Origin of the sequence: Acetobacter syzygii (assembly GCF_000964225.1) — a bacterium.
GTDB lineage: Bacteria > Pseudomonadota > Alphaproteobacteria > Acetobacterales > Acetobacteraceae > Acetobacter > Acetobacter syzygii.
In genome coordinates, this window is the sequence record NZ_BAMZ01000040.1 from 1 (window position 1) to 9,780 (window position 9,780).

The following is a 9,780-nucleotide window of genomic DNA, read 5'->3' on the forward strand; positions in this document are numbered from 1 at the left end:
AAACCCCGAATCTCGGTATTTAAAACCCCGAATCTCGGTATTCGGTATTTAAAACCCCGAATCACTTGACGCAAGTATGTAAAACCCCGAACTTGAGGTATGGTATCTGAAACCCCGAATCTGCCTGTTGTCCATGAGGCCCTCCTGCCGGAGCGTCATCCGCAGCATGACTTATTCATCTGCGACGTGGCAGATGCCGTGCTTAAGGACGTGATGCCGCAAATGGAGCATCCGTTCTATTCCTTATCGAAAAAACCCGAGGCGTCCGTTCGTCGCTATGAACATAACGGGCAATGGCTGGAAATCACGCCAAGCGTGAAGGGCCTTGCTACAATCTACGATAAAGATATTCTAATCTACTGTATTTCGCAGATTATGGCGAAACTAAAGGCCGGGGAAAAAGTATCGCAACGGGTACGGATCAGCAGCCGTGACTTACTCATTTTCACCAATCGCGGTACGGCAGGTAAGGACTACAAAGCCCTTATCGAAGCCCTCGACCGCCTTGAAGGTACACGTATCCGCACTAACATCGTCACAGGCGACGAAGAACAGGTAGACGGTTTTGGCCTGATCGACGCTTCATCCATCCGCCGCAAACTTGGCCTCGATGGTCGCCTGTTGCATTGCGAGATCAAGCTGTCGGATTGGGTCTTTAACGCAATTAAGAGTAATGATGTTCTGACACTGCATCGTGATTATTTCCGGCTACGCAAACCGCTGGAACGACGCGTTTACGAACTAGCCCGCAAACATTGCGGTCAGCAAGTGGCATGGAAAGCCTCTCTTGAGATCCTACTGAAAAAATCAGGCTCTCAAAGCCCAGAAAAATTGTTCCGACAGATGATAAAGAACCTCGCTGCAAGCGATCATCTACCGGATTACCGTGTCGAATTCGATCCTCAGAAAGACATGGTAACATTCATCAATCGCGGCACAATGAAAGCTGCCGAGCCAGCAACCGAGGCTTGGATGGGTGCGCTTGATCCTAATATTTACGGGGACGCTCGGAACATCGCGACAGGGTGGGATGTGCATCATCTCGAAAGAGAATGGCGCATGTGGCTGGGTGATAACGAGATCGCTCCGAAGAACCCTGAGCGGCATTTCATCAAATTCTGCGAGACGTGGTTTGCTAAGCGTGGTCAACCCTGATTGTACAAATATATCAGGCATAATCTATCTACATAGATAGTCAGCGCTCTCCAAAAGGATGACGACCGTGCTTACGCATCAAGTCATCAATGGCCTCCCCGATCAAACCCTGAATAGTTGTATCGGTATCAAGCGCAAGTTGATGTAGTCCCTTGCTAACTGCTGGAGAAAAATACCCCACCACAGCCCGCTTACCTTCTCTCGGATTACGTGGGCGGCCTTTCTCTACCACCGTTTGCGCTGCCGGTTCCACAACCGATGGCGCGACCGTCTTTTTGAGACCAGCAAACCGACTCATGCCGTATATCCTTAACTTAGAAAAGTGCTAACGCGTTTTTATGTCATCTTGTTTGTGTAATGGCATGTTAACTTGATCACACACCCAATTCCACAACAGTGCTATATCAGCAGCAGCCTTGCTTTCCGGCTCCGTTTCCTGCGCGGTACGACCGGAACCAACGCTATGATGAAAAACTGCACGCTCTGGCAAAACAACAGGAGCAACAGGGATACCAAACTGCGCCACGACCTCAGCCGCCTCCTTATAAACTTGGGGCGCACGAGGAGGACCCGCAGTAAAGATTACGAAGGCAGGCTTGCCACTGGCTCGCACAAGTTCTGCCGTTGTTCTGACAGCGTCCATATCGAAAGCACGTGGTCTGCATGGAATTAACAAGAAATCAGCGACACGACACGCCTCACGCGCCATAATATCGGCATGTGGAGGGGTATCTATTATCGATAGTTCTGCACCCAGTTCGGACGCTTGCTCCAGCTTTTTTGATAACAGGGCGTGAGCCGCACAATCCACCACATCAGGCTCGACATCCCCCCGCCACGCTTTCCATGAACTTGCAGTCGCCTGCGGATCGGTATCGAGGATCAGAGAAACGTATCCAGCGGCACTGGCACTAGTAGCCAAGTGTAGGGCAAGCGTCGTCTTCCCAGCGCCTCCCTTCTGACTAATGATCGCGATTGTTTTCATGCCACCATGTTTCCGTGTTAACACATTAACTCATTGCCATGTTATTTTGATAACTCAATGTCTTCCTCAAAAAACCGACTATTTAATCGAACCAAACATTTCGCATGCCTCAGACCGGTGCTGATAGCACCTATAGAATGTTATCATGTTTTTGTGTTAACAAAAACATGATAACGCGCTATCTTTCCCTCTGCACAATGGCAGCAACAGTGTTCTTGCTGATCCCCAGATCACGGGCGATCCACCGATAACTCCGCTTTTCAGCCGCCAGCGCCAAAACCTTCGGAGCCAGACGGTCAGACTTCGGCCGCTCTCCTTTCTGTCGGCCGAGAACCTTCCCGCGTGCCCTGGCAGCGGCCAGGCCAGACTTCACCCGCTCGCTGATCAGATCCCGCTCGAACTCCGCAATCCCGGCCAGAACCGTCGCCAGCATCCGCCCATGTGGCGTCGCCAGGTCAAACATCATCCCCGTCATGGCGATCAGGGAAACACGATAACTCTCCAGTTCCTGAAGCGTGGAGATGAGATCAATGGTCGAGCGCCCCCAGCGGGACAGCTCCGTCACCAGGATGGCATCAATTTCACGGGCCTGGGCCAGTGCCATGACCTTGCGACGCTCGGCACGATCCACCCGAACGCCAGAGCCGGTCTCCATGAAAACGTCCAGCACTTCATAGCCCGCGCGTTCAGCAAACCGCTTCAGCTCGTCCTTCTGCCGCACGCAGGACTGATCGGCCGTGGAAACCCGGCAATAGATGACCGCGCGCTGTCCCATTTGAACCCTCCCAGAAAAACCACCATGCAGGCCTTAATACACCGTGGCTCCGGGTTGTCCCAATCAGACTATACATCAACAGGGACGATAAATTTTCACATGATATCTGCGCGGTAATTATAGAATGTCATACCGACCCCTTTGATTTCGTGTCGCAATTTTGACGGCATTGCTGCTCTCTATCTGGTCCCAAGTCGCTCCAGTCCAGAGAGCATCGCTCGGGAAGCTACAATGCACGAATGAACTGACATCTAGTTTTTCTTGACAGATAACATTATGCACGTTCAATGCATAACATAACAAATGTGAGTTATGTTATATGGCAAAAGGTGAATCAGGTCGTGTGGTTGTAGAGCTAGACCCCTTCCAAAAAAGGCAGCTCTACAGTGTTTTGGCAATAGAAAACAAAACATTAAAAGACTGGATGATTGAGCGTATCCAGCAATACCTTTCAGAATACAAAGGAAATAAGAACGAGGCCGATCACAAATGAACTTCAAGAAATTTGAATCGGCTGAAAAGCTTCGCGGTGGCTACTATACTCCCGCTGATCTCGCAACTTTCCTTGCCCGATGGGTCTCAAAAATTTCTCCAAATCGCACTTTAGAACCAAGTTGTGGTGATGGAATTTTCTTTGAGGCAATTAACAACAGTAAATTATCTGGAGAGATAGTCGGCTTCGAATTGGACGAAGCCGAAGCACAAAAATCCCAAGAACGAGCGCAGACCCTCGGATTATCTAGAGTTAATATTCGTGCCTCTGACTTCTTAGGTTGGGCATTAGAGGCCATGGATGACAAAACTGAGCGGTTCGATGCAGTAATAGGCAACCCTCCATTTATTCGTTACCAGTATTTGCCAGCTCTTTTCCAAGATCGGGCACAAGCAATTTTTGACCGCGTGGGTTGCAAGTTTACCAAGCATACCAACGCATGGGTCTCCTTTGTGCTTGCATCTTTCGAGCTTCTGCGGCCCGGTGGACGGCTCGCAATGGTTGTACCCTCTGAAATTATTCACGTCATGCATGCGCAATCTCTTCGGTCGTATCTAGGGGCCAACGCGCGACGTTTGATCGTGGTTGACCCTGAAGAGCTTTGGTTCGACGGTACTCTTCAAGGTGCGGTCCTTCTTCTTGTGGAAAAGAAGAAGAAGGCAACGGATTATGCCGAAGGGCTTGGAATTTATCCCGTGCGAGGGCGAGATTTCCTTCAATTTGATCCGGAAGATGTCTTCAATACGCCGCAGTCGATTAATGGTAAAACAGTCGAAGGGAAGTGGACTCGTGCACTTTTAGCACCTGCTACTCGTGAACTGCTTGATGAATTGATCGCGACTAATTTGGCACGGCGCTTCGATGAAGTTGCTGACGTAGATGTAGGCATCGTCACAGGAGCAAACAAATTTTTTCTGGTCGAAGACGAAACGGTTCAGCGCTTCGGCCTTCAGAAGTGGGCTTATCCGATGTTTGGGCGTAGCGAACATTGCCCTGGCATCATCTATGATGACGAACAACACCAAGCAAATGCATCAAGCGGAAAGCCAACAAATTTTATATGGTTCAAAGATACCAGCGTCGAACGAACAAAGTTGGGGAAGCAGTACATCGAACAAGGGCTAAAAGAGAGTCTACACACACGCTACAAATGCCGTATTCGTAGCCCATGGTATGCTGTTCCTTCAGTATATTCGACCGAAATCGGAATGCTGAAGCGAAGTCACGACACCCCGCGACTGATTCTCAACAAAGTCGGCGCTTACACGACCGATACAGCGTATCGCATTCGAGCTAAAGAGGGTACGGCTGAGCAATTGGTTTACAGCTTTCTGAATGGCTTGACCGCCTTAAGTGCAGAGCTAGAAGGCAGACACTATGGAGGAGGGGTTCTTGAGCTTGTTCCGTCCGAAATCGAAAAGCTACTATTGCCTCCTCCATCGAAAATCACTCCCGAGATAGACGAGCTGGATAAAGCTGTACGCACAATGTCAATGGATGACGTCCTTGCACTTCAGACCAAACGGGTCTTGGGCGAGGTCGGTTTGTCCATAGCTCAACAGGATGAACTTCTCTCAGGTTGGCAGCGCCTCCGCAATCGCCGTCACAGAGTGTCATCTGAGGCTACTTAGTCTATATCAATGACATAAACATCAGGTTGCGCCGGATCTCGATAAAGCCTCATAATTCGCTCCAGAAGATCCGTGCGCGCTATAAGGGGGCGAGCTTCGCCCCATCGGACGTCCGTCATAGGCTGCCGTTGCTTGTACGCAGCAGTATTTTTTCTAGTATCGTGTGTGACAGTCAAACGATATAGTCCGTAGTCAATGCCTCGAATAATGATCTGAAAATCTGCCTCCGCCTCTTCTTTTCCTGTTGTACGCGCACTTGGCTGCCATGTAAGATTAGCAAAGACCCTATCCCGAAAATAGGTTTGTTGATCTATTTCTGATGCCCCCTTCTTCCATAGCATTGATCCGGTAGCATGAGTTGTTTCCGATTTCGGTATATCTAAATCACGGCGCCGCAGTTCTTTGCTTTCCCATAAAAGTTCTAGAGCTGTATTGCTTGGTTGCACCGGTTTTCCCGACAAAGTGGTCGGAACTACTCTTGAAAATTCAGATGAAAACTTTGAAATTTTCGATGATGTTCCACGCTTTGTTTTCAGCTTCATAAGGGGAACTTGGTCATCCCCACGATCAGAAGACGATGATGAAGCCGCAGGAGCCCGTGTTTCAGACTCGTCGAGAACCCGCCCAGTTTCGAGAAGCTTCTCAATGTCGGATCTGGCACTAATCTTAATAACATGCTCAGGATACTCATCTATCATATCGTGGAACTGTTGCTCCACGTTAGCCAAGAAGTCAGCATCCTCCTGAACAGTCGTATCAAAATCCTGCAACAAGCTTGCTTCAATGTTAGCAAGAAGGCCACCAACTGTGAGATTTGCACTACCTACGATTAGCCGCGCTTTGTTATGGCTTCTCTGAAAATAGACTTTCGGATGAAAAATGCGTGTGCGTGATCCAGTATCAACAGCGTAAACAGTACATCCGATACTTAAGGCTTTCTCTAATGCCTGCGCAGTCGTGATGCCATTCCGAACCCCTGCAAACACTATCGCTTGCGATGCGACGGCAGACAGCGTGCTCTCAATTAAAGATAAACCACGCTCTGTCATGAAGGCGGTACTGAGAATAACTTTTATTGTATCAGAATGATCAAGAATATTGTTGAGGTGCTTAGCGTGATCCGCATTGGTCACAGCCTGAAGGATATAATTTTTCATTCACTGCTTTCCTGATTGTGAAAACAGTATACATAATTCGTTTTAGAGCTGAAAATATTAAGCGCGACTAAAGGGGCATACGGCACCTTCAGTAGAGTTCATCCCTGTTTGGCTTTTTACGATGAACAACGTTCGTCCCGCTTCCAGGAAAGCGCCCTGTTCGCCTGTCCTCCCAGCTCAGGCAGTGTTCTTTGACCGGCTCGCTCTCTTTCTCTTTTGCCTGATCAACGACCCGAACAGCCTGAATAGCTTCTGCCTTACCTTTCAAAACAGACCCTGCCTTCGCCTGAAGCGCCCGCCTGACCCGCTCCCGAAAGGCTGGCAGCGGAATATCGAACGCCTCCCCATAACGATCCAGAAGCCAGAGACGGATCGATTCATACGACCAGCGCTCCGCGATGAATGTCCGGATCTGCTCCGCTTCCCGGATCAGCAACACGCGAGAGGCATCCAGCCCCCGAGGGATGGGTAATCCTGTCTGACTGTTCCCGTTTACAGCAGGCATTGCTCCTTCCTCAGGCAACTCTCGTTCAGAACCAACAGGCTCTTTCCCAAAAGGGGCCTTCCCCATAAGCAGCCTCTGCACAACCTGAGCCGCAGAAGCAGTCTCATCAGACCGGAAGCGCACGTAACCCGGCCGTGCCGGTGGCTCCCAAGACTTTGCCTTCCGCCTGATCCGCCCCCAGTCATCTTTTGCAAACCGGTGCAGTTCAAAAACCTGCTGCCGCACCCCCTTGAACCCCGGAAGTCGCACCAGACGCGCCATGACAGCCTTGATGGCATTGTCATCCCGTGTGGTCCGGATCGCAGCCTGGATCTCTTCCTGCCACGCCTGCACACGCTCTCTGGTCATCCGCCAGGACCAGGACACTTTCCCGTTCGGGGTCGGAAGCTGCACCAGCTCGAACTCCGTTCCCCAGAACAGCCGACCTTTTCTGTCTGAAGCCTTCCGGCGTCCATGCTCCTGCTGAAAGACATTACTCTCGCCCTCGGTAAACAGAAGCCACCACAGGAAACGCGTCGTTCCCTGTTCAGGATAGGCAAAGAAACGCACACCGGCCGCGCCCTGCCTGCGCTGACGGCACCGCTGCCATCGGGACAGTCCTATGTCATAGCGCTCTGCAAATTTATCTTCGAGCGCCAGAAATTTATCTGCCGCGATAACCCCGGAGACATGCCAGACATACCCACGGGCCACAGCACTCTGAAGGGCCTGCATGACGGATGTCTTGTGCACCGGGATCTGCATCTCTTACCTTCACTCAACCCCAGAAACCGCAGTTTTCAGCGGCGTCTCTAAAACTCATGGAAACGGTCGAATATGTTCGAAAAAACATGATAACTCACGGTTCTGCAACATCATATAAATTAAAAATTCCCGATAAAAAATGAGCTTCGCAACTTTATAATAGGAAGTTTCTCATGCGAATGAGGAAAACGTGTCTTCCGCACATCTGACTTGACCATGGTCCAGAGAAATTTTCATACTGGAAAACGGATGGAGAGACCGCCTCGGAAAAGACAATCTCCCCACCCTTAGCCTACAGACGACTACTCAACGGGTGACTTCAGAGCGGCCCCAACCGCTTGCCCCAAGGCTCAGGACATCCCCTAGTGTCCTGAGCCTCTACGCTCTCTCCTCAGCAGACACAGTAAACAGCCTGTCAGAACAAGCAGGAGAGAAAAAAAGCTCTCTGTCAGGGACGTTCGTGCCAGGGAAGCGTGCGCTTTTCTCCGAGATCGTGCGGATCAATTTCAATCCCGGCTTTCAGCAGGGCGCGCATCAGCACCTCTTTCTGGGTTGTATCCCGAAGAGCGGCTGTCCGGCTCAACGCCCGGATGGTTGTCTCAGTCACTTTCACATTGAGATTGACGGCTTTCTGGCGCGGCTGCGGCATGGATTTCTTCCTGGCAAGAGAGAGGAAATGCAAAGGGATGAATAGTTACATATTATAGTTGATAAACTTATAGTGTGTAAGTCGTCACGGTCCCTGCATGGACATGAAACGGCTTGTCGGAAAGAATTTTGCCCGCCTGAGGCAGGAGAAGGGGCTGACCCAGGAGCAGGTGGAAGAACGCTCCGGGTTCAGCCAGCAGTATCTCAGCGGTCTGGAGCGCGGTCACCGCAACCCGACAGTCGTGACGCTGTATGAACTGGCGCAGGCGCTTGAGACAACGCCTGTGGAGTTCCTGAAGCCTGTCAGTATGACCTGAGTGATTTTCGGGCGTATTTACATTGCCCGATCTCTTCTGTTCCGGCTGGAATACGCTTTACCTCATTTGTGCAACATCGGTCTCCAGCAGCATCCGGACATAGCGTGTGTAAGGGATGCCCTTTGCCTTTGCCCTGGCTTTCACGGCGTCCAGCAGGGACGCTGGCAGGCGCATGTTGAGGGCAGCCGCCTTGGGTTCGATCTCAAAGCGCATGGGCTTGAAACCGGACAGGTCATACCGGGTCAGATCGGCGGTCGCGACGAAATCCTCGGCCGCTTCATCACTATGCAGAGAGGGCATGGACCTATTTTTGCTGCTCATAGTGGTCGATCTCCTTCTGATGCATGTAACGGGCACTGATGGGACGTAGCCGGGTCTGACTGCTGACCGTCCTGAACATGAAGACCAGAAAAACGTAACGTCCGGCTTCAGTCCTGCCGATGGCCCGCATCCGGGGCTCACCTGGATGAGGATCAGCCATGACGGCAGGTTCTCCCAGCAGGACCTGCTCGATTTCCGCACGGGAGACACCATGCTTGCCACATTTTGGCCAGTTGCCGTCATCCCAGTCGAAACCCGCAATCTTCATGGAGATAAGATAGACATTTGTCTACACAAATGCAATACTATTAGAATCCAATGATCCCCGTTCCGTCTCCATCGTGTCTCCCTTGAATTTCGCGCTGGAGGACATCCATGATTGCGGTAAGCTCTCTGGAGGGGGGCGTACAAGGCGCAATTCCCATTACAGACAACAAACCAGCCATCACGCACGATAACGCCTGTACGGCCTTCCTGTGGCGTCAGACGGACATGTTGTGACACGTGAGCCGCTGAATGATCGCCTGAACGCCAGTGTGCCTTGAGCAGATTGCGGTCTTGCCTGGTTCTTTTGGTGTTGCTGGCGTCGGGCGAGCGCGGAGCGGGAGCCCCGTAGGGCGCCAGAGGCGCCGACGCGGGAGAGGCGCCGACGCGGGAGAGGAAGGTGTGCATGGAGAGACGATGCGGAATGCATCGTCGATATGATTCCGTGCCGTAGGCATGTCCGTATTAGCGCAGCCCTGAAAGGGCGAGCAGAGGGATGCCGGGTGGGAGATCGCGCGAAGCGTGATCGGGGCGGCCGTAGGCCGCGAGCCGGTGGGGGCATAGCCCCCAAGAGGCGGTGCTTGGGTTCAATTTGGCTGGAAATTTTTAAGCGATAAAAAGTTATCCACAGACCAGATGTTCAAAGGAGGTGTTAAATAGGTGTTAGATTCTGTGTTAAGCGATTTTGGCATCCATTTAACGCATTGATATAGAATAGGAATTTCTGCGTTTTTTTCCGATTTGGTATTTAAAACCCCGAATCTCGGTATTTAAAACCCCGAATC

At 51.2% G+C, this 9,780-nt stretch carries 13 protein-coding genes; 5 read left to right on the plus strand and 8 right to left on the minus strand.

Annotated features, from left to right (window positions below):
- The first annotated feature begins 99 nt into the window (after window positions 1-99).
- On the plus strand, window positions 100-1,155 hold the full coding sequence (locus Absy_RS11370) for a replication initiator protein A (protein ID WP_048854884.1): 1,056 nt from the start codon (window positions 100-102) through the stop codon (window positions 1,153-1,155).
- A gap of 40 nt (window positions 1,156-1,195) precedes the next feature.
- Here the strand turns inward: Absy_RS11370 and Absy_RS11375 are convergent, their stop codons facing one another.
- The 3 genes from Absy_RS11375 to Absy_RS11385 form a co-directional block, all read right to left on the minus strand.
- Window positions 1,196-1,453, minus strand: a complete 258-nt coding sequence (locus Absy_RS11375) for a ribbon-helix-helix domain-containing protein (RefSeq protein ID WP_006116379.1) — start codon at window positions 1,451-1,453, stop codon at window positions 1,196-1,198.
- Between the two features lie 27 nt (window positions 1,454-1,480).
- Window positions 1,481-2,140: a ParA family partition ATPase gene (gene parA / locus Absy_RS11380; protein WP_048854885.1), complete on the minus strand. Its 660-nt coding sequence runs from the start codon at window positions 2,138-2,140 to the stop codon at window positions 1,481-1,483.
- 178 nt (window positions 2,141-2,318) lie between these two features.
- Window positions 2,319-2,915, minus strand: a complete 597-nt coding sequence (locus tag Absy_RS11385; protein ID WP_048854886.1) for a recombinase family protein — start codon at window positions 2,913-2,915, stop codon at window positions 2,319-2,321.
- Between the two features lie 319 nt (window positions 2,916-3,234).
- Between Absy_RS11385 and Absy_RS11390 the strand changes: the two genes are divergently transcribed.
- Together Absy_RS11390 and Absy_RS11395 are read left to right on the plus strand one after the other, a co-directional pair.
- Window positions 3,235-3,408, plus strand: coding sequence for a hypothetical protein (locus Absy_RS11390; protein ID WP_179287867.1), 174 nt, complete (start codon window positions 3,235-3,237; stop codon window positions 3,406-3,408).
- Window positions 3,405-5,039, plus strand: a complete 1,635-nt coding sequence (locus Absy_RS11395) for an Eco57I restriction-modification methylase domain-containing protein (protein ID WP_048854887.1) — start codon at window positions 3,405-3,407, stop codon at window positions 5,037-5,039. The genes Absy_RS11390 and Absy_RS11395 overlap by 4 nt, the downstream gene beginning before the upstream one ends.
- On the opposite strand, the gene Absy_RS11400 is transcribed toward Absy_RS11395, so the two are convergent.
- From Absy_RS11400 to Absy_RS11410, 3 genes are all read right to left on the minus strand, one after another.
- Window positions 5,036-6,196 carry a phospholipase D family protein gene (locus Absy_RS11400; RefSeq protein ID WP_048854888.1) on the minus strand — a complete coding sequence of 387 codons (1,161 nt, stop codon included), beginning with the start codon at window positions 6,194-6,196 and terminating at the stop codon, window positions 5,036-5,038. The genes Absy_RS11395 and Absy_RS11400 overlap by 4 nt on opposite strands.
- Window positions 6,197-6,284: 88 nt before the next feature.
- Complete coding sequence (locus Absy_RS11405) at window positions 6,285-7,433, minus strand: hypothetical protein (RefSeq protein ID WP_143221514.1); 1,149 nt, start codon at window positions 7,431-7,433, stop codon at window positions 6,285-6,287.
- 460 nt (window positions 7,434-7,893) lie between these two features.
- Window positions 7,894-8,094: a hypothetical protein gene (locus Absy_RS11410; RefSeq protein WP_048854890.1), complete on the minus strand. Its 201-nt coding sequence runs from the start codon at window positions 8,092-8,094 to the stop codon at window positions 7,894-7,896.
- Window positions 8,095-8,197: 103 nt separating this feature from the next.
- On the opposite strand from Absy_RS11410, the gene Absy_RS11415 reads away from it, so the two are divergent.
- On the plus strand, window positions 8,198-8,410 hold the full coding sequence (locus Absy_RS11415; protein WP_456303461.1) for a helix-turn-helix domain-containing protein: 213 nt from the start codon (window positions 8,198-8,200) through the stop codon (window positions 8,408-8,410).
- A gap of 57 nt (window positions 8,411-8,467) precedes the next feature.
- Here Absy_RS11415 and Absy_RS11420 read toward each other — a convergent pair whose 3' ends face one another.
- Together Absy_RS11420 and Absy_RS11425 are read right to left on the minus strand one after the other, a co-directional pair.
- A complete protein-coding gene (locus tag Absy_RS11420) occupies window positions 8,468-8,731 on the minus strand; it encodes a BrnA antitoxin family protein (protein ID WP_035366292.1) in 264 nt (87 codons plus the stop codon).
- The gene (locus tag Absy_RS11425; protein ID WP_048854892.1) at window positions 8,715-8,999 is read right to left on the minus strand and encodes a BrnT family toxin; all 285 of its coding nucleotides are present in this window, start codon (window positions 8,997-8,999) and stop codon (window positions 8,715-8,717) included. Before Absy_RS11425 ends, Absy_RS11420 begins: the two co-directional genes overlap by 17 nt.
- A 107-nt stretch (window positions 9,000-9,106) precedes the next feature.
- Between Absy_RS11425 and Absy_RS12895 the strand changes: the two genes are divergently transcribed.
- Complete coding sequence (locus Absy_RS12895; protein WP_257006424.1) at window positions 9,107-9,232, plus strand: hypothetical protein; 126 nt, start codon at window positions 9,107-9,109, stop codon at window positions 9,230-9,232.
- The last annotated feature ends 548 nt before the right edge of the window (window positions 9,233-9,780 follow it).

Excerpts from the sequence above, each read along its gene's own strand:
- Absy_RS11370 (WP_048854884.1), top strand. The coding sequence starts at position 100 with ATGGTATCTGAAACCCCGAATCTGCCTGTTGTCCATGAGGCCCTCCTG.
- Absy_RS11375 (WP_006116379.1), bottom strand. The coding sequence starts at position 1,453 with ATGAGTCGGTTTGCTGGTCTCAAAAAGACGGTCGCGCCATCGGTTGTG.
- parA (WP_048854885.1), bottom strand. The coding sequence starts at position 2,140 with ATGAAAACAATCGCGATCATTAGTCAGAAGGGAGGCGCTGGGAAGACG.
- Absy_RS11385 (WP_048854886.1), bottom strand. The coding sequence starts at position 2,915 with ATGGGACAGCGCGCGGTCATCTATTGCCGGGTTTCCACGGCCGATCAG.
- Absy_RS11390 (WP_179287867.1), top strand. The coding sequence starts at position 3,235 with ATGGCAAAAGGTGAATCAGGTCGTGTGGTTGTAGAGCTAGACCCCTTC.
- Absy_RS11395 (WP_048854887.1), top strand. The coding sequence starts at position 3,405 with ATGAACTTCAAGAAATTTGAATCGGCTGAAAAGCTTCGCGGTGGCTAC.
- Absy_RS11400 (WP_048854888.1), bottom strand. The coding sequence starts at position 6,196 with ATGAAAAATTATATCCTTCAGGCTGTGACCAATGCGGATCACGCTAAG.
- Absy_RS11410 (WP_048854890.1), bottom strand. The coding sequence starts at position 8,094 with ATGCCGCAGCCGCGCCAGAAAGCCGTCAATCTCAATGTGAAAGTGACT.
- Absy_RS11415 (WP_456303461.1), top strand. The coding sequence starts at position 8,198 with ATGAAACGGCTTGTCGGAAAGAATTTTGCCCGCCTGAGGCAGGAGAAG.
- Absy_RS11420 (WP_035366292.1), bottom strand. The coding sequence starts at position 8,731 with ATGAGCAGCAAAAATAGGTCCATGCCCTCTCTGCATAGTGATGAAGCG.
- Absy_RS11425 (WP_048854892.1), bottom strand. The coding sequence starts at position 8,999 with ATGAAGATTGCGGGTTTCGACTGGGATGACGGCAACTGGCCAAAATGT.
- Absy_RS12895 (WP_257006424.1), top strand. The coding sequence starts at position 9,107 with ATGATTGCGGTAAGCTCTCTGGAGGGGGGCGTACAAGGCGCAATTCCC.